This window comes from Azospira restricta (assembly GCF_016858125.1).
In the GTDB taxonomy this organism is placed as follows: Bacteria; Pseudomonadota; Gammaproteobacteria; order Burkholderiales; family Rhodocyclaceae; genus Proximibacter; species Proximibacter restrictus.
In genome coordinates this window covers 1770154-1792365 of record NZ_CP064781.1, presented here as the reverse complement: position 1 = coordinate 1792365, position 22212 = coordinate 1770154, and the positions used below count along the sequence as shown (strand labels likewise).

General features: G+C 69.6%; 22 protein-coding genes. 7 read left to right on the top strand and 15 right to left on the bottom strand.

Annotated elements, in window-relative coordinates; translation table 11 throughout:
* Positions 1 to 7 precede the first annotated feature (7 nt).
* Positions 8 to 235 (bottom strand): hypothetical protein, encoded by a 228-nt coding sequence (locus tag IWH25_RS08805; protein WP_203388933.1) that lies wholly within the window; start codon positions 233 to 235, stop codon positions 8 to 10.
* 203 nt (positions 236 to 438) lie between these two features.
* Between IWH25_RS08805 and IWH25_RS08800 the strand changes: the two genes are divergently transcribed.
* Positions 439 to 732, top strand: a complete 294-nt coding sequence (locus IWH25_RS08800; RefSeq protein WP_203388932.1) for a DUF3579 domain-containing protein — start codon at positions 439 to 441, stop codon at positions 730 to 732.
* Between the two features lie 81 nt (positions 733 to 813).
* On the opposite strand, the gene rpsT is transcribed toward IWH25_RS08800, so the two are convergent.
* Positions 814 to 1080 (bottom strand): 30S ribosomal protein S20, encoded by a 267-nt coding sequence (gene rpsT / locus IWH25_RS08795; RefSeq protein ID WP_203388931.1) that lies wholly within the window; start codon positions 1078 to 1080, stop codon positions 814 to 816.
* 119 nt (positions 1081 to 1199) lie between these two features.
* Here rpsT and murJ point away from each other — a divergent pair, with 119 nt between their 5' ends.
* The gene (murJ, locus tag IWH25_RS08790; RefSeq protein WP_203388930.1) at positions 1200 to 2741 is read left to right on the top strand and encodes a murein biosynthesis integral membrane protein MurJ; all 1542 of its coding nucleotides are present in this window, start codon (positions 1200 to 1202) and stop codon (positions 2739 to 2741) included.
* A gap of 18 nt (positions 2742 to 2759) precedes the next feature.
* Positions 2760 to 3389, top strand: a complete 630-nt coding sequence (locus IWH25_RS08785; RefSeq protein WP_203388929.1) for a YbhB/YbcL family Raf kinase inhibitor-like protein — start codon at positions 2760 to 2762, stop codon at positions 3387 to 3389.
* A gap of 69 nt (positions 3390 to 3458) precedes the next feature.
* Here the strand turns inward: IWH25_RS08785 and IWH25_RS08780 are convergent, their stop codons facing one another.
* The 10 genes from IWH25_RS08780 to IWH25_RS08735 form a co-directional block, all read right to left on the bottom strand.
* Positions 3459 to 5516: a sodium-translocating pyrophosphatase gene (locus IWH25_RS08780; RefSeq protein WP_203388928.1), complete on the bottom strand. Its 2058-nt coding sequence runs from the start codon at positions 5514 to 5516 to the stop codon at positions 3459 to 3461.
* A 147-nt stretch (positions 5517 to 5663) separates the two neighbouring features.
* Positions 5664 to 6935 carry a 6-phosphofructokinase gene (locus IWH25_RS08775; protein WP_203388927.1) on the bottom strand — a complete coding sequence of 424 codons (1272 nt, stop codon included), beginning with the start codon at positions 6933 to 6935 and terminating at the stop codon, positions 5664 to 5666.
* 6 nt (positions 6936 to 6941) lie between these two features.
* Positions 6942 to 7595: an adenylate kinase gene (gene adk / locus IWH25_RS08770; protein ID WP_203388926.1), complete on the bottom strand. Its 654-nt coding sequence runs from the start codon at positions 7593 to 7595 to the stop codon at positions 6942 to 6944.
* A 284-nt stretch (positions 7596 to 7879) separates the two neighbouring features.
* A complete protein-coding gene (gene kdsB / locus IWH25_RS08765) occupies positions 7880 to 8638 on the bottom strand; it encodes a 3-deoxy-manno-octulosonate cytidylyltransferase (RefSeq protein ID WP_203388925.1) in 759 nt (252 codons plus the stop codon).
* The gene (locus IWH25_RS08760; protein ID WP_203388924.1) at positions 8638 to 8814 is read right to left on the bottom strand and encodes a Trm112 family protein; all 177 of its coding nucleotides are present in this window, start codon (positions 8812 to 8814) and stop codon (positions 8638 to 8640) included. Before IWH25_RS08760 ends, kdsB begins: the two co-directional genes overlap by 1 nt.
* The gene (lpxK, locus tag IWH25_RS08755; protein ID WP_203388923.1) at positions 8795 to 9814 is read right to left on the bottom strand and encodes a tetraacyldisaccharide 4'-kinase; all 1020 of its coding nucleotides are present in this window, start codon (positions 9812 to 9814) and stop codon (positions 8795 to 8797) included. Before lpxK ends, IWH25_RS08760 begins: the two co-directional genes overlap by 20 nt.
* A gap of 19 nt (positions 9815 to 9833) precedes the next feature.
* Positions 9834 to 10250, bottom strand: coding sequence for an ExbD/TolR family protein (locus IWH25_RS08750; protein WP_203388922.1), 417 nt, complete (start codon positions 10248 to 10250; stop codon positions 9834 to 9836).
* 152 nt (positions 10251 to 10402) lie between these two features.
* Entirely contained in the window at positions 10403 to 11008 is a 606-nt protein-coding gene (locus tag IWH25_RS08745) for a MotA/TolQ/ExbB proton channel family protein (RefSeq protein ID WP_203388921.1), read from the bottom strand.
* A 105-nt stretch (positions 11009 to 11113) separates the two neighbouring features.
* Positions 11114 to 12133: a methyltransferase gene (locus tag IWH25_RS08740; protein WP_203388920.1), complete on the bottom strand. Its 1020-nt coding sequence runs from the start codon at positions 12131 to 12133 to the stop codon at positions 11114 to 11116.
* 34 nt (positions 12134 to 12167) lie between these two features.
* Positions 12168 to 12647: a cupin domain-containing protein gene (locus tag IWH25_RS08735; RefSeq protein WP_203388919.1), complete on the bottom strand. Its 480-nt coding sequence runs from the start codon at positions 12645 to 12647 to the stop codon at positions 12168 to 12170.
* A gap of 147 nt (positions 12648 to 12794) precedes the next feature.
* Here IWH25_RS08735 and IWH25_RS08730 point away from each other — a divergent pair, with 147 nt between their 5' ends.
* Entirely contained in the window at positions 12795 to 13772 is a 978-nt protein-coding gene (locus tag IWH25_RS08730; RefSeq protein ID WP_203388918.1) for a GlxA family transcriptional regulator, read from the top strand.
* 437 nt (positions 13773 to 14209) lie between these two features.
* On the opposite strand, the gene IWH25_RS08725 is transcribed toward IWH25_RS08730, so the two are convergent.
* From IWH25_RS08725 to IWH25_RS08715, 3 genes are read right to left on the bottom strand one after another with little or no spacing between them, the layout of a single operon-like run.
* Positions 14210 to 14449: a YgaP family membrane protein gene (locus IWH25_RS08725; protein WP_203388917.1), complete on the bottom strand. Its 240-nt coding sequence runs from the start codon at positions 14447 to 14449 to the stop codon at positions 14210 to 14212.
* Positions 14446 to 17649 (bottom strand): efflux RND transporter permease subunit, encoded by a 3204-nt coding sequence (locus IWH25_RS08720; RefSeq protein WP_203388916.1) that lies wholly within the window; start codon positions 17647 to 17649, stop codon positions 14446 to 14448. The genes IWH25_RS08725 and IWH25_RS08720 overlap by 4 nt, the downstream gene beginning before the upstream one ends.
* A gap of 2 nt (positions 17650 to 17651) precedes the next feature.
* On the bottom strand, positions 17652 to 18641 hold the full coding sequence (locus IWH25_RS08715; RefSeq protein WP_203388915.1) for an efflux RND transporter periplasmic adaptor subunit: 990 nt from the start codon (positions 18639 to 18641) through the stop codon (positions 17652 to 17654).
* 317 nt (positions 18642 to 18958) lie between these two features.
* Here IWH25_RS08715 and xseA point away from each other — a divergent pair, with 317 nt between their 5' ends.
* From xseA to IWH25_RS08700, 3 genes are all read left to right on the top strand, one after another.
* On the top strand, positions 18959 to 20320 hold the full coding sequence (xseA, locus tag IWH25_RS08710; protein WP_203388914.1) for an exodeoxyribonuclease VII large subunit: 1362 nt from the start codon (positions 18959 to 18961) through the stop codon (positions 20318 to 20320).
* Positions 20321 to 20418: 98 nt separating this feature from the next.
* Entirely contained in the window at positions 20419 to 21003 is a 585-nt protein-coding gene (locus tag IWH25_RS08705; protein WP_203388913.1) for a superoxide dismutase, read from the top strand.
* 204 nt (positions 21004 to 21207) lie between these two features.
* The gene (locus tag IWH25_RS08700) at positions 21208 to 22161 is read left to right on the top strand and encodes a YcjF family protein (protein ID WP_203388912.1); all 954 of its coding nucleotides are present in this window, start codon (positions 21208 to 21210) and stop codon (positions 22159 to 22161) included.
* The last annotated feature ends 51 nt before the right edge of the window (positions 22162 to 22212 follow it).

The following is a 22212-nucleotide window of genomic DNA, read 5'->3' as shown; positions in this document are numbered from 1 at the left end:
GCCGGCGTCAATGGCCGGAGATCAGGTCCACCACGTCCTCGTAGCTGATCGGACTGGAACGCGGGCCGCCGCTGGCGACATTGCGCCGCTCGAGGATTTCGCAACCCATGTACATCTGACGCAGCTTGCGCTCGGCCTCGGAGTCGTCGCGGCCGAAGATCATCAGGTTGTCGACGATCGCTCCCGAGCGCGTGCGGATGCGGAAGCCGTACTTCATGCTAACCGGGGCATGCATAAAACCTCCAGCCGTCAATCAGATAGGGCCAGTATATGTAGCTAATTCTAAGAATGCAACGCAGCCCATTGATTCTTATCGACCGACCCCGTCATTGGTAAGACCAGCGGCGCGCTGCCCGGCTTTCTGGTAGAATCGCCGCGTTCGCAGAACACCAAGCGCGCGAGCGCCAGGACAATAATTCAAGGCACCGCCGCCGAGACATGACCGATCCGCTCAGCACCACCTTCATCATTGTCGGGCTCACCCAGGACGGAAAGAAATTTCGACCCAGCGATTGGGCCGAACGCCTGTGCGGCGTGATGTCGGCCTTCGGCGCCGAAAAGAAGATGAAGTACTCGCCCTACGTCGGCCCGGGCGACTACAACGGCGACAAGGCGGTCTTCGTCGACGGCCGGCTGCAGGAAGTGGAGCCGATGGCCTACCGTTTCCTGCTCAACTTCGCCAACGACAACAACCTGCAGATCATTTCCGGCGTCTGCCCGATCGAACCCTGATCCGTCCCCGTCGCCGAAACGGCTGGCAGACAACGAAAAACGGCGCCCGCGGGCGCCGTTTTCGCTGGACCGGGTCGTCGCTCAGGCGGCGAGGGCCTTGATCTGGGCCGACAGGCGGCTCTTGTGGCGCGAAGCCTTGTTCTTGTGGATGATCTTCTTGTCGGCGATGCGGTCGAGAACGGCGACCGATTCCTGGTAAACCGTCTGGGCCGCCGCCTTGTCGCCGGCGCCGATCGCCTTTTGCACGCGCTTGATCGCAGTGCGCAGGGTCGAGCGCAGGCTGGCATTGTGGGCGCGTTGCTTGTCGGCTTGACGGGCACGCTTGCGTGCTTGAGCGCTGTTGGCCATTGATTCAGTTCCTAAAAAGTCGTGGGTGACAATCGAAAACGCGCGATTATACGGACCGCCCGCCGGCAATGCAAGTCCACCGGGAAGGCCGCCATTCCCGCGTGCTAACATTCGCCCCCATGAACCTGCTCAAGGCCCTCGTCACCGTCAGCGGCATGACGCTGCTGTCGCGCATCCTCGGATTCGTGCGGGATTTCGTGATCGCCCGCACTTTCGGCGCCGGCCTCGCCACCGACGCCTTCTTCGTTGCCTTCAAGCTGCCCAACCTGCTGCGCCGGCTGTTCGCCGAGGGCGCCTTCGCGCAGGCCTTCGTGCCGATCCTCGGCGAATACCGCAACAAGCGCGGCGAAACGGAGACCAAACGCCTGGTCGACCACGTCGCCACGCTGCTCTTCCTCGTACTGCTCGCGGTCACCGCGCTCGGCACCGTCGCCGCGCCGATCCTGGTCTATATCTCGGCGCCCGGCTTCGCCGCCGACGCCGACAAGTTCGAGCTGACGGTGACGCTGACGCGGATCACCTTCCCCTACATATTGTTCATGTCGCTGGTGGCGCTCGCCGGCGGCATCCTCAACACCTGGAGCCGCTTCGCGCTGCCGGCGTTCACGCCGGTGCTGCTCAATGTCGCGTTCATCGTCATGGCGCTGTTCGCCGCACCCTGGTTCGATCCGCCGGTGCTGGCGCTGGGCTGGGCAGTCTTCGCCGGCGGCGTGCTGCAGCTGGCGCTGCAACTGCCGGCGCTGTCGCGCATCGGCATGCTGCCGCGCTTTTCGCTCGACTGGCGGGACGAAGGCGTGCGCCGCGTCCTGCTGCTGATGGCGCCGGCGCTGCTCGGCGTCTCGGTGTCGCAGGTGAGCCTCCTGATCAACACCATCTTCGCCTCCTTTCTCGGACCCGGCAGCGTCTCCTGGCTGTATTACGCCGACCGCCTGATGGAGTTTCCGTCGGGCATGCTCGGCGTCGCGCTGGGGACCATCCTGCTGCCCTCGCTGTCGAAATACCACGCCGGCGACCGGCACGAGGAATACTCGCAGCTGCTCGACTGGGGCCTGCGCCTGACACTGCTGCTCGCGGCGCCGGCGGCGCTGGCGCTGGCGCTGCTGGCGGTGCCGCTGATCGCCACGCTGTTCTTCCACGGCGCCTTCACCGAGCACGACGTGCTGCAGACGCGCTCGGCACTGGTCGCCTACAGCCTGGGCCTGCTCGGCCTGATCCTGGTCAAGGTGCTCGCCCCCGGCTTCTATGCGCGCCAGGATATCCGCACGCCGGTGCGCATCGCGATCATCTCGCTGTTGGCGACGCAGGCGATGAACGTCGCCTTCGCCTGGGGGCTGGGCCTCAGGCACGCCGGACTGGCGCTGGCGATCGGGCTGGCCGCCTGCGTAAACGCCGGGCTGCTCTATCGCGGACTGCGCCGCGCGGCGATCTACCGCCCGCAGCCGGGCTGGCCACGCTTCTACCTGAAGCTCGTGCTGGCCCTCGCGGTGATGGCCGGCGGACTGTGGCTGGCCATCGGCAACGAGGCGGACTGGCTGCGCTTCGGCGTCGCCGAGCGCGTGCTGCGCCTCGCCGCGCTGGTTGTCTTCGGCGCCGCCGCCTATTTCGCTACACTGTGGGGATTGGGATTCCGCCTGCGCGACTTCCGGCGGCGGGCAGCATAACCGACGAAGGAGGAGACGATGAAGCTCAGCAGCGCCAGTTTTGCCGACAACGAGAAGATTCCCGGCGAATTCGCCTTCTGCACCCCCGACCCGGCACACCACGTCTGCCTCGGCGCCAACCGCAACCCGCAGTTGTCGTGGTCGGACCTTCCCGCCGGCACGCGCTCGTTCGCGCTGATCTGCCACGACCCGGACGTGCCGAGCAAGGGCGACGATGTGAATCAGGAGGGGCGCAGCGTCCCCGCTTCGCTGCCGCGCGTCGACTTCTTCCACTGGGTGCTCATCGACCTGCCGCCGACGCTGACGCAGATCGCCGCCGGCGAGTTCTCGGCCGACGTCACGCCGCGCGGCAAGGCCGGTCCGGCGGCACCGCACGGCACCCGCCAGGGGATCAACGACTACACCGGCTGGTTCGCCGGCGATGGCGACATGTCCGGCGACTACTACGGCTACGATGGCCCCTGCCCGCCGTGGAACGACGAAATCCGCCATCGTTACGTATTCACCGTCTTCGCGCTCGACGTCGAGCGGCTGCCGGTGGCCGGGAAGTTCACCGGGCAGCAGGTGCGCGACGCGATGGCCGGCCACATCCTCGGCCAGGCGAGCCTCACCGGGACCTACACGCTGAACCCGAACGTGATGCCCTGACCCTCGCGCAACGCCAAGAAAAACGGGGCAGCCGCGGCTGCCCCGTTCGCTTTGCAGCGACCGCCTCGATCAGGCCATCAGCGGCACGATCAGCAGCGCAACGAGGTTGATGATCTTGATCAGCGGGTTCACCGCCGGGCCGGCGGTGTCCTTGTACGGGTCGCCGACGGTGTCGCCGGTGACGGCCGCCTTGTGCGCCTCCGAGCCCTTGCCGCCGAAGTGGCCGTCCTCGATGTACTTCTTCGCGTTGTCCCAGGCGCCGCCGCCGGTGGTCATCGAGATCGCGACGAAGAGGCCGGTGACGATGGTGCCGACCAGCACGCCGCCGAGCGCCTGCGGGCCGAGGGCGAGGCCGACGACGATCGGCACCGCGACCGGCAGGATCGACGGGATCATCATCTCCTTGATCGCCGCCACGGTCAGCATGTCGACCGCGCGCGAGTAGTCGGGCTTGGCCGTGCCTTCCATGATGCCGGCGATCTCCTTGAACTGGCGGCGCACTTCGACGACCACCGCGCCGGCCGAGCGGCCGACCGCCTCCATCGCCATCGCGGCGAACAGGTAGGGAATCAGGCCGCCGATGAACAGGCCGATGATCACCATGTGGTTGGAGAGGTCGAAGGTGATGCCCTTCAGGCCGGCCGCTTCCAGGCCGTGCGTGTAGTCGGCGAAGAGCACCAGCGCGGCGAGGCCGGCGGAGCCGATCGCGTAGCCCTTGGTCACCGCCTTGGTGGTGTTGCCGACGGCGTCGAGCGGATCGGTGACGTCGCGCACCTCCTTCGGCAGACCCGCCATCTCGGCGATGCCGCCGGCGTTGTCGGTGATCGGACCGTAGGCGTCGAGCGCGACGACGATGCCGGCCATCGACAGCATCGAGGTGGCGGCGATGGCGATGCCGAACAGGCCGCCGAGCGCGTAGGCGACGTAGATCGACGCGCACACCGAGATCACCGGCAGCGCGCAGGCCTTCATCGAGACGCCGATGCCGGCGATGATGTTGGTCGCGTGGCCGGTCTGGCACGACGAGGCGACGTGCTTCACCGGCGCGTAGTCGGTGCCGGTGTAGTACTCGGTGATCCACACCAGCGCCGCGGTCAGCAGGAGGCCGACGATCGCGCAGCCGAACATGCTCATCGTCGTGATCTTGGCGGCAGGATCGCCGGCGCCGATCAGCCAGGCGGTGATCGGGTAGTAGGCGACCAGCGCCAGCACGCCGGCGACGGCCAGCCCGCGGTAGAGCGCGGACATGATCTTGCCGCCCTCGGTGGCCTTGACGAACATGCAGCCGACGATCGACGCGATGATCGAGACGCCGCCCAGGGCCAGCGGGTAGAGCAGCAGGTTCTCGCCGAGGCCCGGCGAGGTCTTGATCACCAGCGCGGCGAGTACCATCGTCGCGACCACGGTCACGGCGTAGGTCTCGAACAGGTCGGCGGCCATGCCGGCGCAGTCGCCGACGTTGTCGCCGACGTTGTCGGCGATCACCGCCGGGTTGCGCGGGTCGTCTTCCGGAATGCCGGCCTCGACCTTGCCGACCAGGTCGGCGCCGACGTCGGCGCCCTTGGTGAAGATGCCGCCGCCCAAACGGGCGAAGATCGAGATCAGCGAGGAACCGAAGGCGAGGCCGATCAGCGGCTCGATCATGTGGTGCAGGTCGGCGTTGGCGCCGTTCATCATCTTCAGCACCGCGTAGTAGCCGGCGACGCCCAGGAGGCCGAGGCCGACGACGAGCATGCCGGTGATCGCACCGCCCTTGAAGGCGACGTCGAGCGCCGGCGCGATGCCGCCGCGCGCCGCTTCGGCGGTACGCACGTTGGCGCGCACCGAGACGTTCATGCCGATGAAACCGGCCGCCCCCGAGAGCACGGCACCGATCAGGAAACCGAACGCGGTATCCCAGCCGAGCTTCGGCACGAAGCCGATGACCAGGAACAGCAGGCCGCCGACGATGGCGATGGTCTTGTACTGCCGGGCGAGATAGGCGGACGCCCCTTCCTGGACCGCCTTGGCGATTTCCTGCATGCGCTCGTTGCCGGCGGACATGCTGAGGATTTGACTACTGGACAGCCAGCCGTAGACCACGGCCAGCACGGCGCACCCCAATGCAAGCATCAATGCTACTGACATGAACAACTCCCTCCGGTTAGATTGCTCAGACCCTCGGCGGCTTGGTCGCCGCCTGCGGATCGGTTTGCCCTACATAGATGGAACTAGTGAAACAAACCTGCCTTGCCGACGCCGACTCTCCCCCCGGCGCCCCGTGCTGATCGTGTGCTAGACCGTGAAAACCTCCAGACACCTCGGCACGGCGATGTTTTTCAGGCGCACGTAATCCGGCAGTCCGTTGCGCGACGGCGGCACATCCTCGCCGGCGATCAGCGGCGCGAGATAGGCGCGGCACCTGTCTGTTATATGGAAACCGTCCGCGCTGATGAACTCGCGCGGCATCTTGCGTTCGACGTTGGCGACGTCCTTCAGCTCGGCGACGCCGATCTCCCAGGCATACGGCGCATCGGCGGTGCGCACGATGCCCGGCATCACGCCATGGCGGCCGGCCAGCGCCAGCTCGACCGCCGCCCTGCCGAGGGCGTAGGCCTGCTCGACGTCGGTCTTCGACGCCAGGTGGCGGGCCGAGCGCTGCAGGTAGTCGGGCAGCGCCCAGTGGTACTTGTAGCCGAGACGGTCGCGGATCAATTGCGCGACGACCTGGCCGACGCCGCCCAGCTGCGCGTGACCGAAGGCGTCCCGCGTCCCCATGTCGGACAGGAAGCGCCCGTCGGCATCGTGCAGCCCCTCGGAAACCGCGATCGCGCAGTAGCCGAAGCGCTTGACGCAGTCCTCGACGCGGGCGAGGAAGGCCGCCTCGGCGAACGGGATCTCGGGGAACAGCAGCAGGTGCGGCGGCTCGTCGGCGGCCTCGCTGGCCAGCCCGCAGGCGGCGGTGATCCAGCCGGCGTGGCGACCCATCACCTCCATCACGAAGATCTTGGTCGAGGTCGCCGCCATCGACGCGACGTCGAGGCCGGCCTCGCGCATCGAGGTGGCGACGTACTTGGCGACCGAGCCGAAGCCCGGGCAGCTGTCGGTGTGCGGCAGGTCGTTGTCGACCGTCTTCGGGATGCCGATGCAGGCCAGCGGATAGCCCATCGTCTCGGACAGCTGCGACACCTTCCATGCGGTGTCCATCGAATCGTTGCCGCCGTTGTAGAAGAAGTAGCCGATGTCGTGCGCGCGGAACACCTCGATCAGGCGTTCGTACTGCACGCGGTGCTGGTCGAGCCCCTTCAGCTTGTAGCGGCAGGAACCGAAGGCGCCGCCCGGCGTGTGGCGCAGGCGGGCGATGTCGGCGTCGGATTCGTGGCTGGTGTCGATCAGGTCTTCGGTCAGCGCACCGATGATGCCGTTGCGCCCGGCGAAGACCTTGCCGATCCGGTCGGGATGCCGGCGCGCGGTCTCGATGAGGCCGCAGGCGCTGGCGTTGATGACTGCCGTGACGCCGCCCGACTGAGCGTAGAAGGCATTCGTCGGACGGTGGGCGGCGTTCATGGTCGTTTACTTGAGTGCGGCGAAGGCGGCCTGCTTGATGTCCTCGACGCTGCCGACACCGGCGATCTTGCGGTACTTCGGCGCCTTGGCGTCGCCGGTCGCGGCCCATTTGCCGTAGTAGTCGACCAGCGGCTTGGTCTGCGAGTGATAGACGTCGAGACGCTTCCGGACGGTCGCTTCCTGGTCGTCGTCGCGCTGGATCAGCTCCTCGCCGGTGACGTCGTCCTTGCCGGCGACCTTCGGCGGGTTGTACTTGACGTGGTAGGTGCGGCCGGAAGCCACATGCACGCGGCGGCCGCTCATGCGGTCGATGATGTCCTGGTCGGGGACGTCGATTTCGAGCACGTAGTCGATCGCCACGCCGGCGGCCTTCATCGCCTCGGCCTGCGGGATCGTGCGCGGGAAGCCGTCGAACAGGTAGCCCGACTTGCAGTCGTCCTGCTGCAGGCGGTCCTTGACCAGCCCGATGATGATGTCGTCGGAGACGAGGCCGCCGGCGTCCATCACCTTCTTCGCTTCCAGCCCGAGCGGGGTGCCGGCCTTCACTGCGGCGCGCAGCATGTCGCCGGTGGAGATCTGCGGGATACCGTATTTTTCACGGATGAATTGCGCTTGCGTGCCTTTGCCGGCGCCGGGCGCGCCCAACAGGATGAGTCTCATTTCAGTCCTTCGGAAAGTACAAATGAAGCGGATGTCCAGTGCTGTTCTGGCTGATTCTTCTGGCACGCTATGCTGCGCGCTGGGCCAGCCGAAAATTACCTGCAAATCGGCCTTCGGTCAAACCATTTGCGGCAATTCGCGCCGCATTTTCCGATGCCAGTTGTGAGGTCCCCGTCCGCAGGCCGGGGACTCGCCACGAATCGGAACGGCGCCGGGCGGCGCCTCAAGCAACGCTCGTTGCGACCCGCGCCGCCTTGCAAGGCGGCGCGGGTCGCAACCTGTGGTCAGGCAAACAGACGCCTCACGCGCGCCGCATCTTCCGGCGTGTCGACCCCCGCCGGCGGCTGGTGGTCGACGACGGCGACGGTGATGCGGTAGCCGTGCCACAGCGCGCGCAGCTGCTCGAGCGCCTCGAAGCCCTCGAGCGGCGACGGCGCCAGTCGCGCATAGGCTTTCAGGAAGCGCGCGGTGTAGGCGTAGAGGCCGACGTGGCGCAGCGCCGGGAAGGCGGCGGGCAGCGTCTCGCCGCCGCCCTCGCGGGCGAAGTGGTCGCGCGCATACGGCATCGGCGCGCGCGAGAAGTAGAGCGCATCGCCGTCCTCGCGGCAGACGACCTTGACCACGTTCGGGTTGAAGAAGTCGGCGGCGTCGACGATCGGGTGCGCGACGGTGGCGATGTCGGCGCCGCTCGCGGCGAGCTGGCACGCGGTCTGCGCGATCATCTCCGGCTCGATCAGCGGCTCGTCGCCCTGCACGTTGACCACCAGCGTATCGTCGCCCCAGCCCTTCAGCGCGACCACCTCGGCCAGGCGGTCGGTGCCGCTCGGGTGGTCGGCGCGCGTCATCAGCACATCGAGGCCGTGCGCGCGCGCCGCCGCCTCGACCTCGGGATGGTCGGTGGCGACGCAGATGCCGCTCGCCCCGGAAAGCGCCGCGCGCTCGGCGACGCGCACGACCATCGGCTTGCCGCCGAGGTCGAGCAGCGGCTTCGCCGGCAGCCGCGACGACGCGTAGCGCGCCGGGATGACGACCTGGAAGTCCATCAGGCCGGCTCGGCGGGCAGCTGGCGCGCCTCGTCGACCAGCATCACCGGGATGTCGTCGCGGATCGGGTAGGCCAGCTTGCAGGGCTTGCAGACGAGTTCGGACTCGGCCTTGCGGTATTCGAGGTTGCCCTTGCAGACCGGGCAGACGAGGATGTCAAGAAGCCGTGCGTCCATCGATTTTCTCCAGAATTTTTTCGATCAGGCCGTCGTCGACGACGGCGCTCACCGGCAGCACCCAGGCGTCGCCGGCGATCAGGCCGGCGCATTTTACCGCATCCTTCTCGGTCATCAGGACGACGGCGTCGTCGGCGAAGTGTAGGTCTTCCGCCGTGTAAGCATGATGGTCGGGAAAGGGGTGCGCGACGAAGGCCAGCCCCAGCGCGTCGAGCTGGCGGAAGAAGCGCGCCGGGTCGCCGATGCCGGCCAGCGCATGCAGCGGTTTGCCGGCGAGTTCGGCCGCAGCGCAGTGCCGCGCCGGGTCGGCGAGCGAATGAAAGGTAGCACCTTCCAGGCGCATCACGAAAGCTTGCGGCGCGCCGGGCGGCGGCGCGAAGGCCGGCGCGCCGTTCCACACCAGCGCATCGGCGTCACGCAGCCGGGCGAGCGGCTCGCGCAGCGGCCCGGCCGGCAGCAGGCGGCCGTTGCCGGCGCCGCGGCCGTCGAAGAGCACGACCTCGCAATCACGCGCCAGCCGGTAATGCTGCAGGCCGTCGTCGGCGACGAGGACGTCGCAGCCGGGATGCGCGGCGAGCAGCGCGCGCGCCGCGGCGACGCGGTCGCGGCACACCGCGACCGGCACGCCGGCGCGACGGGCGAGCAGCAGCGGCTCGTCGCCGACCTGCGCCGGGTCGTCGTCCGCCGCGACCAGCCGCGGCGCGGCGCCATCCGCGCCGTAGCCGCGGCTGACGATGCCCGGCCGGCGGCCGCGCGCGGCGAGTGCGGCGACCAGCCACAGCGTCAGCGGCGTCTTGCCGGCGCCGCCGGCGACCAGGTTGCCGACGACGACCACCGGCACCGGCAGGCGCTCGGCGGCCAGCCAGCCGCGGCGGTAGGCGAGGCGGCGCAGCGCGGACAGCGCGGCGAACAGCCAGGACAGCGGCAGCAGCGGCAGCAGCTGAAAAGCGAAGCCCCGGCGATACCACAGCCGGGGCAGGGATTCGGCGAGCTTCGCCATCAGGCGGGCCGGCGCGCCATCAGCGCGGCGTCTGCGTGGCGAACGAGATGTGCGGATAGCCGGCGCTCTGCGCCGCCTGCATGACGTCGACGACGCTCTGGTGCGCCGCCTTGGCGTCGGCGTTGATGACGATCACCGGCTCCTTCTGGCTGCCGGCGGCGCGGCGCAGCGCGTCGGCGATCGCGGCGACGTCGGGCGTCGCCAGCGGCACCTTGTTCACCAGCACCTGGCCGGCGGCGGTGACGGCGACGCTGACCTCGTTCGGCTGCTCCGGCTGCTTCGCCGCGTCGGCGGTCGGCAGGTTGATCTCCAGCCCGGAGAACTTGGCGTAGGTGGTGGTCAGCATCAGAAAGATGATGATCACGAGCAGCACGTCGATCATCGGGATCAGGTTGATCTCCGGCTCCTCGCGGGTCCGGCCGCGGCGGAAGTCCATGTCAGGCCTCCCGTCGGGCCGCCCCAAGGGAGGCCTGCGCCCCCTCGGGGGGGCGAGGTTGGGAATTCGCGGCGCACTGCGCCGTGCCAACCGAACGGGTTTGACCCGCAGGCAAACCCTCCGCGAACATCAAGCGTGGGGGTCGTTTCATATTACTTCCTGCCGCCCTGGATGACTTCGACCAGATGCACGGCCTGCTGCTCCATGTCGATCACGAAGCTGTCGACCAGCGCGCGGAAGTGGCGCCAGAAGATCATCGCCGGGATCGCGATGATCAGGCCGAAACCGGTGTTGTAGAGCGCGATCGAGATGCCGTGCGCCAGCTGCTGCGGGTTAGCGCCCGACGGCGACTGCGAGCCGAAGATCTCGATCATGCCGACGATGGTGCCGAAGAGGCCCATCAGCGGGCTGATCGACGCGATCGTACCGAGCGTCGTCAGGTAGCGCTCGAGCTCGTGGCTGACCGCGCGGCCGGCCTCCTCGATCGACTCCTTCATGATCTCGCGCGAGCTGCCGGCGTTGCGCAGACCGGCGGCGAGCACGCGGCCGAGCGGCGACTGGCGTTCGAGCTCGCCGATCAGCGCCTCGCTGGCGCCCTTCTGCCGGTATTCGCCGAGCACGCGCTGCAGCAGCCCGGCCGGCACGACGCGGCCGCGGCGCAGCGCGACGAGGCGTTCGATGATGAGGGCAACGGCGATGACCGATGCCAGCAGCAAGGGCCAGATGGGCCAGCCGGCGGCCTGAATGATGGCGAACACGCGAACTCCCGAGGAAAAATTCAGCCGGGAACTTTAGCCTGTGCCGCCGCATCGGGCAAGCCCGGCGGCACACCGCCGGGCCGCCCCCGGCGCACGCTCAGGCCGTCACGCCCTCACTCCTTCGACGACGCCCATCAGCCCGGCGGGCGGATAGTGGGTCTCGCGGTAGGCCCACCCGGCCGCTTCCAGCAACGCGCCGTATTCGGCGGCGGTTCGTTCGCGGCCGCTGCCCCAGCACATCATGTGGATGTCGAACAGCTTCGCGAAATGGGGCACGCCGGGGTCGGTGACGAGGTGCTCGACGACGAACACGCGCGCCCCCGGCGTCGCCGAGCGGTGGATGGTGCGCAGGATGCGGACGCATTCATCGTCGTCCCAGTCGTGCAGGATCAGCTTCATCACGTACGCATCGGCGGTCGGGACTTCGCTGAACATGTCCCCGGCCACGTACCGGCAGCGCCCGCCCAGCCCGAGCTTGTCCGCCCACAGCCGGGAGCGGTCGGCGATCACCTCCGGCCGCTCCAGCACCACCCCCTCGAGCTGCAGGTAGCGGGCGAGGAAGCCGCAGATCAGGTGTCCGTGGCCGCCGCCGACGTCGCACAGGCGGGCGACCGTCGAGAAGTCGCAGCCCGCCAGCGCCTGCACCGCCTGCGTCGTCTGGGCGCTCGAATAGCTGCTCATCGCCTCGTCGAACACCCGTGCGTAACCGGCATCGGCCACGGCGTGCTCGAAGGCCATCCGCCCGAACTCGCGGACGAAGGCATTCTGCGCGCCGTCGCGGATCATCGCAGGCAGGTGCCGCCACAAGGCATAGTGCTCCGGCCCCTCCTCGAGCAGGGCGACGCCGCGCAGCGTCTGCGGATGGTCGGCGAGCAGGTAGCGCCCGGCCTCGGCGACGGAGAAGGTCCGCCCCGCCGCTTCGTCGAGCAGGCCGAGCGACGCCAGCGCGCGCAGCAGCCGGTAGCACAGCGGCGCGTCGAGCCCGAGCTCCTGCGCGACGTCGGCCGCCTCCCGGCTGCGCTCGCGCAGCGCCTCGAACACGCCGAGCTTGACGCCGGCATAGAGGATCTGGCTGCGCCAGCGGCCGAAAATGAGGTCCAGCACCTGGTTCTGCGTGTCTGCCACTGTTCGCTCCTTCGCCCCAGGCGGATCGCCGGCCTCAGGCGGCGGCACTTTCCGGCCAGCGCAGCGGGTTGTGGACGACGATCCCGTCATCCACGGTCGACGCCGACAGGCTGCCGGCCCTCACCTGCAGCACGATGAAATGCAGCGGCGTGTCGCCGGTGTTGCGGTAGGCGCGCACGCCGGCCGGCGCGACGCGGACGACCGAGCCTTCGGCGACCGGAAAGACGCGGTCGTCGACCATGAACTCGCCGCTACCGGCGATGAACAGATAGACCTCCTCGTGCTCGCGGTGGGCGTGCAGGAACGGCATCGCCAGCCCGGGCGGAAAACAGTTCCACGACATCTCGGCACCGCTCAGCGCGAGCGGTTCCTTGAGGAAGACCTTGCCCGGCACCTTGCGGTTGCCGAGCGCCGGCACGACGAATTCGTACTGCATCAGGTCGGCGAAGGGGCCGAGGTGGCCGGCGGAAAAGTTCGGGCCGTGCTCGACGGCCAGCGGCGTGTTCCTGCTCATGCGATGCGCTCCTGTTCGGTGGACAAGCGCCGCCGCGGCGGCGACGGCGTGCGCAGTCTAGGATTGACCGCCGGCGCGTCGAAGTGGCAATGTCGACATTGTTATTGCCGATCCCGCCAATCCGCCGCACGCACCACGAGGCCCGCCATGCGCCGCATCGCCCTCCTCCTGCCCGACCGCTTCTTCGCCGGCGGCGTCGCCGGCACCGTCGACCTGCTGCACATCGCCAACCGCCTGGCCGGCGGCCAGCCGCTGTTCGCCTGGCAGCTGCTCAGCGCCGACGGCGCCCCGGCGACCGCCGCGAACGGGCTCGCCTTCGCCGCCGACGGCCGCTACGGCGACGCCGGGGATGCCGACGCGATCGTCGTCCCCGGCATCACCTACCCCGACCTCGCCGGCTTCGAGCGGCGCATCGCCGGCGAACACGAACTGCTCGCACGGCTGAGCGAGTGGCATGCCGACGGCCGGCTGATCGCCGGCAACTGCACCGGCGTCGCACTGCTTGCCGAGAGCGGCATCCTCGACGGCCGGCCGGCGACCATCAGCTGGTGGCTGAGCGGCTGGTTCCGGCAGCGCTATCCGAAGGTCGCGCTGGAAACGCACGCGATCCTGACCGAAAGCGGGCAGCTGCTGTCGAGCGGCGCCACCACCTGCTACCTCAACCTCGGCCTGCGCCTGATCGAACGCCTCGGCGGCAAGGACGTCGCGCTGAGCGTTGCGCGGCTGATGCTGGTGGACACCCACCGCGCCTCGCAGGCGCCATACGCGACGCTGCAGCAGTACGCCGGGCACAACGACCCGCTGGTCAGCCGCGCCCAGGACTGGCTGCAGGCGCGGCTGGCGGAGCCGTTCAGCCTCGCCGCGCTGGCGGCGGCGGCCGGCGCCAGCGAACGTACGCTGATGCGCCGCTTCCGGCAGGCGCTCGGCGACACGCCGCTGCACTACCTGCAGCAGATGCGGCTGTTCGCCGCCCGCCGCCTGCTCGAGGACTCGGCGCTGGCGCTCGAACAGATCGTCGCCCGCGTCGGCTACGAGGACGTCAGCACCTTCCGCCGCCTGTTCAAGCGGGAACTCGGCTGTTCGCCGGGCGAATACCGCCGCCGCTTCGCCGCCCGCGCCGCCTGAACGGAGCGCTTCACGCCCGGCGAGGGCGTGCCGTCGGGGTACGCCCGGGCCGATGCCCGCGGCATCGCCGGCGCGATGGCGTTATCCACAAATTCTGTGGATAAGTCTGTGAACGGATTGCCGCCGGAAGGCGTAAACCGGCTTGGCAAAAGGCTTTTTCCTGCTTTGCCCAGAAAACGGGCATCGCGCATTAACGCTTTAAAATCAATGCATTGCACAAAACAGACGGCGCTGCAAGGGCTGCCGGCGCGGCGCCGCCCGGCAAGGCCGGCGGGGTGTGCATATCACAACGGAGGCGGCCGCGGCAACGGGCGCGGCGGACCGCTTTTCGCCGCCGGACATTGCCGCACCGGCCGTCCCGATCCACGATGACGGCGCCATCGGCGCGCGCGGCCGGAATCGCCGCCGCCGGGCAGGCAGCGAGGGCGGCGGATGCCTCAGCGGCGCGCGCAGCCTGCGTCCGCGCGCGGCAGGCCGAGCTTTTCGAACATCAGCTCGGCCGGGCAGAAGCGGGTGAATCCGCTCTGCAGCAGGTTGGCGCCGACGAAGGCGGTGAACCACAGGAAGTGCTTCGAGACGAACAGCGGGCTCGCCTCGACGCCGAGCGCGAGCGAGACGAGGATGAAGCTGCCGGCCATGATGCGGATCGCGCGTTCGATCGTGAAGTTGGTGGTCATGATGCGTACTCCTTGCGGAAGGCTGCGTAGTAGAGGACCGGGATCACCACCAGCGTGAGCAGCGTGGACACCAGGATGCCGAAGATCAGGCTGATCGCCAGCCCGTTGAAGATCGGGTCGTCGAGGATGAACAGCGCGCCGAGCATCGCCGCCAGCGCGGTCAGCGCGATCGGCTTGGCCCGCACCGCCGCCGACTGCACGATCGCCTCGCGGAACGGCTGGCCGGCGGCGGCCTGTTCGCGGACGAAATCGACGAGCAGGATCGAATTGCGGACGATGATGCCGGCGAGCGCGATCATGCCGATCATCGAGGTCGCGGTGAATTGCGCGCCGAGCAGCGCGTGTCCGGGCATGACGCCGATGATGGTCAGCGGGATCGGCGCCATGATCACCAGCGGCACGCGGTAGCTGCGGAAGTGCGCGACCACCAGCAGGTAGATCAGGATCAGCCCGACCGCGTAGGCGGCGCCCATGTCGCGGAAGGTTTCGTAGGTCACCTTCCACTCGCCGTCCCACTTCAGCTGGTAGCCGGCGTAGGGGTCGTCGGGCGGACGGACGAACCAGTCGTTGAGGACGCCGCCCTGCGCCAGCGGCTTGCCGGCCAGCTCGCCGCGCGCGGCGAACATGCCGTAGAGCGGCGAATCGAGGCGCCCGCCCATGTCGCCGACGACATAGACCACCGGCAGCAGGTCCTTGTGATAGACGACCGCCTCGCGCGCGAGGCGGCGCGCCTCGACCAGTTCGGACACCGGCACCAGGCGCCCGTCGCCGGCGCGCACGCGCAGCGCCAGCAGCGCGTCGAGCGAGCCCTTGCGCTCGGCCGGCAGGCCGACGCGCACCGGCAGCTCGTGCTTGGCGCCGGTATTGCGCAGCGGCGTCGCATCGCCTCCGGCGAGCCCGAGGCGGACCGTGTCGACGATGTCGGCCTGCGCGACGCCGAGCTGCGCCGCCTTCGCCTGCTGCACCTGCAGCACGACGCGGCCGGCGTCCTCGGCGATGCTGTCGTCGATCGCGACGAGGTCGGGCGTGCGCTCGAACACCCCGCGCACGGTACGCGCCACCGCCGTCCGCCCGGCGGCGTCGGGGCCGTAGATCTCGGCGACGATCGGCGCCAGCACCGGCGGCCCCGGCGGCACCTCGACGACCTTCGCGTTGCCGCCGTGCCGGCGGCCGATCGCCTCGACCGCGGCGCGCACCGAGACGGCGATCTCGTGGCTCTGCCGCGAACGCTGCTTCCTGTCGACCAGGTTGACCTGCAGGTCGCCCAGCTCCGGGGCCGCGCGCAGGTAATACTGGCGGACCAGCCCGTTGAAGTTGATCGGGCTGGCGGTGCCGGCGTAGGCCTGGTAGTCGCGCACCTCCGGCACCTTGCCGATCTCGGCGCCGATCTCGGCGAGCACGCGCGCCGTCTCCTCGACCGGCGTGCCGACCGGCATGTCGAGCACGACCTGGAACTCGCTCTTGTTGTCGAACGGCAGCATCTTCAGCACGACCAGCTGCAGCGCGGCGAGCGACAGCGAGCCGAGGATCGCGGCGACCACCGCCAGCCACAGCTTGCGCCGCGCCGCGGCCCCGCGCTGCGGGTCGAGGAAGCGCGGCAGCAACCCGGCGAAGAAGCCGGCGATCCGGGCGTCGAGCGCCGACGGCGCGGCGTGGCCGGCGGCGGCCGGCCGCATCAGCTTCGCCGCCAGCCACGGCGTGACGACGAAGGCGACCGCCAGCGAGATCGCCATGCCGAGCGAGGAATTGATCGGGATCGGGCTCATGTAGGGCCCCATCAGCCCGGTGACGAAGGCCATCGGCAGCAGCGCGGCGATCACCGTGAAGGTGGCGAGGATGGTCGGTCCGCCGACCTCGTCGACGGCCGGCGGAATGATCTCGCGCAGGCTCTTGTCCGGGTGCAGCGCCTGCCAGCGGTGGATGTTCTCGACGACGACGATCGCGTCGTCGACGAGGATGCCGATCGAGAAGATCAGCGCGAACAGCGACACGCGGTTGAGCGTGAAACCCCACGCCCACGACGCGAACAGCGTCGCCGCCAGCGTCAGCGTGACGGCGATGCCGACGATCGCCGCCTCGCGGCGGCCGAGCGCGAACAGCACCAGCAGCACGACGAAGGCCGTCGCGAAGACCAGCTTGCCGATCAGCTGCTGCGCCTTCTCGGTCGCCGTCTGCCCGTAGTTGCGCGTCACCGTCACCTCGACGCCGTCGGGGATCAGCGTCCCCTTCAGGCTGTCGATGCGGCGCAGCGCGGCCGCGGCGACGTCGGCCGCGTTGACGCCGGGCTTCTTCGAGATCTGCAGCGTCACCGCCGGCTGCTCGCCGGCCTTGCTGCCGTGCCAGACGTAGCGCGTCGGCGTCTCCGGCCCGAGGTCGACGCGGGCGACGTCGGCGACGTACACCGGCTTGCGCTCGGCGCCGCTGCCGCGCACCGCGACCACCAGCTGGCGGACGTCGGCGGCGTTCTCCAGCCAGGCGCCGGTCTCGACCAGCCACTCGCTGCCGCCGGCGACCAGCGCGCCGCTCGGCTGCCGCGTGTTGCCGAGGCGGAGGGCGGCCTGCAGGTCCTGCGGCGTGACGCCGAAGGCGTTCATGCGCTCGGCGTCGAGCAGCACGCGCAGCGCGCGCTCGGGACCGCCGATCGTGGCCACGTCGCGCGTGCCCGGAATCCGCTTCAGCTCGATCTCGGCGGCACGCGCCACCTGCTGCAGCTGATGCGCGCCGGTCGCCGGATCGGCACTCCAGAAGGTCAGCGCGACGATCGGCACGTCGTCGATCCCCTTCGGCTTGATCACCGGCTCGCCGACGCCGAGGTTCGGCGACACCCAGTCGCGGTGCGAGTGGATCGTGTCGTAGAGGCGGACCACCGCCTCCTGGAACTTGACGCCGACCTCGTACTGCACGGTGACGATCGCCATGCCCGGCCGCGACACCGAATAGACGTGCTCGATCCCGGCGATCCGCGACAGCACCTGCTCGGCGGGCGTCGCCACCAGCGACTCGACGTCCTGCACCGAGGCCCCGGGAAAGGGGATGAAGACGTCGGCCATGGTCACGTCGATCTGCGGCTCCTCCTCGCGCGGCGTCACCAGCACCGCAAACAGCCCGAGCAGGAAGGCGACCAGGGCCAGCAGCGGCGTCATCGGCGAGCCCTGGAAGGCGGCGGCGATACGCCCGGAGAGACCGAGGGCCGGCTTCATCGTCAGCGCCCCGCGCGCAGCGCGATCGCCGCCCGCGCCGGATCGAGGACGATCCGTTCGCCGGCGGCGAGGCCGGCGAGCACCTCGACTTCGCCCGGCGCCGCCGGCTCGCCGAGACGCACCTGGCGCAGCACCGGCCCTTTCTCGCCGGCGACATACACTGCGGTCACCTCGCCGCGGCGCACCAGCGCGGCGACCGGCACCAGCAGCTTCTCGGCCTCGCCGGTGACGAAGGTCACGCGCGCGGCCATGCCCGGGATCAGCCCGTCGATGTTCGGCGGCAGGTTGAGGCGGACCGGCGTCACGTGCGTCGCTGCATCCGCCGCCGGCAGCAGCTGTACCGACGCCGCCTCGACGACCCGGCCCAGCTCGGGAAACTCGATGCGCGCCCGGGTCGCGGCGCGCGCCTCGCGCAGGCGCTGCTGCGGAATGCTGGCGACGACGCGCAGCCCCGACGGATCGTAGAGCGTCAGCAGCGGCCGGCCGAGCGCCGCCATCTCGCCGGCCTCGGCGTGGCGGCGGGCGACGACGCCGGCGATCGGCGCCGTCACCGTCGCATGGCCGAGGCCGACACCGGCCTGCGCCGCCGCGGCGCGCGCCGCGTCGTAGTCGGCCCGGGCCTTGTCGAAGCCGGCCTGGCTGATGAAGTTCTGCTGCCGCAGCTGCCGGCTGCGCTCGAACTGCGCCTGCGCCACCGCCAGCTGCGAGCGCGCCGCGGCGGCCGCCTCGGCGGCCTCGCGCGCATCGATGCGCAGCAGCACCTCGCCCTTGCGCACCTGCTGGCCGGCGTCGGCGCGCATGTCGACGATGCGGCCGGCCACCTGCGCGGCGACCGTCGCCTGCGACAGGGCTTCGACCACCCCCTCGGCCGCCAGTCCGGCGGCGACCGACCGCGGGCGGACGACGGCGGTCGCGAGCGGCTCGTCGGCGGCTGCCGGCGCCGGCAGCAACGAGGGAAGCAGGGCAAGGAGGAGCAGTAGATGTCTTTTCATGTATATAAGCATATTCTAATGTTTAGCCGAGATCAAGGGCTTCACCGGAGTGGCCGCTCGCCTGCCGGCGCGCCGGAGGCGCCGTCGCCGGCTTATCCACAAAAACTGTGGATAAGTATGTGGATTGATTGTCACAAGATTGTCTAAATGGCCTTGCCGCAAGGCTTTTTCTTACTTTGCACAGAAAAAAGGCGAGGAAACAAATCTTTATTTTTCATGCACTTACACACAAACCGAGGCGCCGGGCGGCGGCCGCGCCGACAACCGCCCAGAAAGCCGCACGGGATGTGCATATCAGCATCGGATAGAATGCAGGCATGGCCGATGCAGCCCCTTTTTCCCCGCTGAGCGTTGCGGCGCTTAACCGTCTCGTCCGCGAGCGCCTGGAGAGCGGCTTCCCGCTGTGCTGGGTGGCCGGCGAGATTTCCAACCTGACCGTCGCCGCCTCCGGCCACGCCTATTTCACGCTCAAGGACGAAGCCGCGCAGGTGCGCTGCGTGATGTTCCGCGGCCGCAACCAGCTGCTCGGCTGGCGGCTGGCCAACGGCCAGCACGTCGAGGCGCGCGTGCTGGTCACGCTCTACGAGGCGCGCGGCGAGTTCCAGCTGAACGTCGAGACGATGCGCCGCGCCGGCGTCGGCAACCTCTTCGAGCAGTTCCAGAAGCTGAAGGCGAAGCTCGAAGCCGAGGGCCTCTTTGCCGCCGAGGGCAAGCGCCCGCTTCCGTTCTTTCCGCGGCGGATAGGCATCGTCACCTCGCTGCAGGCGGCGGCGCTGCGCGACGTGCTGACGACGCTGCGCCGGCGCGCGCCGCAGGTCGCGGTGACCATCTTCCCGACGCCGGTGCAGGGCGACGGCGCCGGCGCGCAGATCGCCGCTGCGGTCCGCCAGGCCGGCGACAGCGGCCTCGCCGACGTGCTCATCGTCTGCCGTGGCGGCGGCAGCATCGAGGACCTGTGGGCCTTCAACGACGAGGCGCTGGCCCGTGCCATCCGCGCCTGCCCGGTGCCGGTGGTGTCCGGCGTCGGCCACGAGACCGACTTCACGATCGCCGACTTCGCCGCCGACCTGCGCGCACCGACGCCGACCGCCGCCGCCGAGATCGTCGCCCCGGAACGCGAGCGCCTGCTCGCGCGGCTCGACGAGCTGCGCCGGCAACTGCGCCGGCAGGCGATGCGCGACATCGAGCAGCGCGCGCAGCGCGTGGACGTCCTCGCCCGCCGGCTGACGCACCCGGCCGAACGGCTGGCGCAGCAGCGCACCGCGCTCGCCCACCTGGCGCACCGGCTGAACGCCGCCGCCGACCGCCAGCAGGCCGCCGCCGGCGCCCGCCTCGCCGCCGTCGGCCACCGCCTCGCACTCGCCCGGCCGAACCCGCAACAGCTCGGCCGCCGCTTCGACCTGCTCGCGACGCGCCTCGACAACGCCTGGCAGCGCCAGCACGCGGCGCACGGCGCCCGCGTCGCGCGGCTGGCCGACAGCCTCGCCCATCTCAACCCGCAGGCGGTGCTCGGCCGCGGCTACGCGCTGGTGCAGGACGCGACCGGCGCCATCGTGCGCGACGCGGCGACGATGGAACCAAGGCAGGCGATCCATGTCTATCTGGCGCGTGGCCGGCTCGACGCCGAAGTCACGGCGGCCGACGCGGCGGCGGAACTGCTGCCGGCGGCGGACGCCTGAACGGCGCGCGGCGCTACGACGGGAGCATGGCTTCCGCCGTATAATCCGGCGGCAAAGCAATAACACCCGCACAAACCCTAACCCTGAGAGAGAAAAGCATGGAACACCAACTGCCTCCGCTGCCCTACGCGATGGACGCCCTGGCGCCGCACATGAGCAAGGAAACCTTCGAGTACCACTACGCCAAGCACCATCAGGCCTACGTGACGAACCTGAACAACCTGATCAAGGGCACCGAATACGAGAACCTCGACCTCGAAGCGATCGTCAAGAAGGCCCCGGCCGGCGGCGTGTACAACAATGCGGCGCAGGTCTGGAACCACAGCTTCTTCTGGAACTGCATGAAGCCGAACGGCGGCGGCGCCCCGAGCGGCGCGCTGGCGGCGGCGATCGACAAGAAGTGGGGCTCGCTCGACGAGTTCAAGAAGGCCTTCCAGGCCTCGGCGGTCGGCAACTTCGGCTCGGGCTGGACCTGGCTGGTGAAGAAGGCCGACGGCTCGGTCGACATCGTCAACATGGGCGCCGCCGGCACCCCGCTGACCACCGGCGACAAGGCGCTGCTGTGCATCGACGTCTGGGAGCACGCCTACTACATCGACTACCGCAACCTGCGCCCGAAGTTCGTCGAGACCTTCCTCAACAACCTCGTGAACTGGGACTTCGCGGCGAAGAACTTCGCCTGAGTAATGCGCTTGCGCATTACGAGGAAGTGCCCTTGAGGTACGCCTGAGCACCGAACGGAACCGCAGGCCGGCACAGGGCATCCCGCACGGGATGCCCTTTTTGCTGGCGCTCCGCCACGGTTACAAACCGGTACGCGAGGGCGCCGCCGGCCGCGCGAGAATCGCCGGCGGATCGCCGATCCGACTGCCGAACAAGGAGACGCCATGACCCCGGACAACGCCATCCTGACCATCAGCCTGCTCGCCGCCTTCGCCGACGGCGCCAACGACGACCGCGAGCGCGAGCACATCCGCCGCTTCGCCGAGTCGCTCGGCGCCGACGCCCCCGACCTGCCGCGCCTGTACCAGGACGTGCTGTTCAAGCGCATCGGGCTGGCCGACGCCGCAGCGGCGCTGCCCGAGCTCGGCCAGCGCCAGTTCGCCTACGAGATGGCGGTCTGCGTCTGCGACGCCGACGGCCGCCAGGGCGACGCCGAGAAGCGTTTCCTCGGCGAGCTGAAGGCGCGCCTCGGCCTCGAAGGCGATGCGCAGAGCAGCGCGAGCGAGCGCCAGGCGGACGCACTCGCCGCCGAACTGACGCTGCCCGCCGCCGCACCGGCGGCGGCCGCAACCGCCCCGGCGGCCGCGCCGCGCGTCGATGAAGCCGAGCTCGACCGCAGCATCCTCAAGCACGCCATCCTGAACGGCGCCCTCGAACTGCTGCCGCAATCCTGGGCCTCGGTGGCGATCATCCCGCTGCAGGTGAAGCTGGTCTATCGCATCGGCAAGGCCTACGGGCACGAGCTCGACCAGGGGCACATCAAGGAATTCCTGGCCACCGTCGGCGTCGGCCTGACCTCGCAGTACCTCGAACAGTTCGGCCGCAAGCTGCTCGGCGGCCTGCTCGGCAAGGTCGCCGGCAAGACCGTCGGCGGCCTCGGCCGCGCCGCCACCGGCATCGCCTTCTCGTTCGCCACCACCTACGCCCTCGGCCAGGTCGCCAAGCGCTACTACGCCGGCAACCGGCAGATGAGCACGCAGCTGCTGCAGGACAGCTTCCAGAACCTGCTCGGCCCGGCCAGGCAGCTGCAGGCGCAGTACCTGCCGCAGATCCAGCAGCAGGCGGCGGGCCTCGACGCCGGCCGGATCATGGCGATGGTGCGCGGCAACGCGCTCTGACGACAGCCGTCGACGGATGACGGGCGCCGACTACGCCCCCCAGGAGACAGC